The organism is Oerskovia sp. USHLN155 (genome assembly GCF_037145535.1).
GTDB classification, from domain to species: Bacteria; Actinomycetota; Actinomycetes; order Actinomycetales; family Cellulomonadaceae; genus Oerskovia; species Oerskovia rustica.
The window spans coordinates 1-633 of record NZ_JBBCXG010000029.1 but is presented as its reverse complement, the minus strand read 5'-3'; the positions used below and the strand labels follow the sequence as shown (position 1 = coordinate 633).

Here is a 633-nt window from a genome sequence, read left to right as displayed (position 1 = left end):
CATGGCTGTCTACACCCTTCCCGAGCTGTCGTACGACTACGGCGCACTCGAGCCCCACATCTCCGGCCGCATCATGGAGCTGCACCACTCCAAGCACCACCAGGCCTACGTGACCGGCGCCAACACGGCACTCGAGAAGCTCGCCGAGGCCCGCGACTCCGGCGACCTCGCCGCGGTCAACCTCCACGAGAAGAACCTCGCGTTCAACCTCGGCGGACACGTCAACCACTCCGCGTTCTGGACCAACCTCTCCCCCGAGGGCGGCGGCGAGCCCACCGGCGACATCGCCGCAGCCATCGCCGAGGACTTCGGCTCCTTCGAGAAGTTCAAGAAGCACTTCGCCGCCGTCGCCGCAGGCGTCCAGGGCTCGGGCTGGGCCATCCTCGCCTGGGACACCCTCGGCAAGAAGCTCATCATCGTCCAGCTCTACGACCAGCAGGGCAACATCGCCCTGGGCCTGGTCCCGATCGTCCTGCTCGACGTCTGGGAGCACGCCTACTACCTGGACTACCAGAACGTGCGCGCCGACTACGTCACCGCCTGGTGGAACCTCGTCAACTGGGCCGACGCCGACGCACGCCTCGCCCGCGCCCGCACCCAGGGCGAAGGCCTCATCATCCCCGCCTGACCCTC

At 67.8% G+C, this 633-nt stretch carries 1 protein-coding gene; it reads left to right on the top strand.

Annotated features, from left to right (window positions below):
* Position 1 precedes the first annotated feature (1 nt).
* Positions 2 to 628, top strand: a complete 627-nt coding sequence (locus tag WFH32_RS19240; protein ID WP_129429624.1) for a superoxide dismutase — start codon at positions 2 to 4, stop codon at positions 626 to 628.
* Positions 629 to 633 lie beyond the last annotated feature (5 nt).

Bases quoted from the DNA above. Each gene is read 5' to 3' on its own strand.
- WFH32_RS19240 (WP_129429624.1), top strand. From the start codon at position 2: ATGGCTGTCTACACCCTTCCCGAGCTGTCGTACGACTACGGCGCACTC.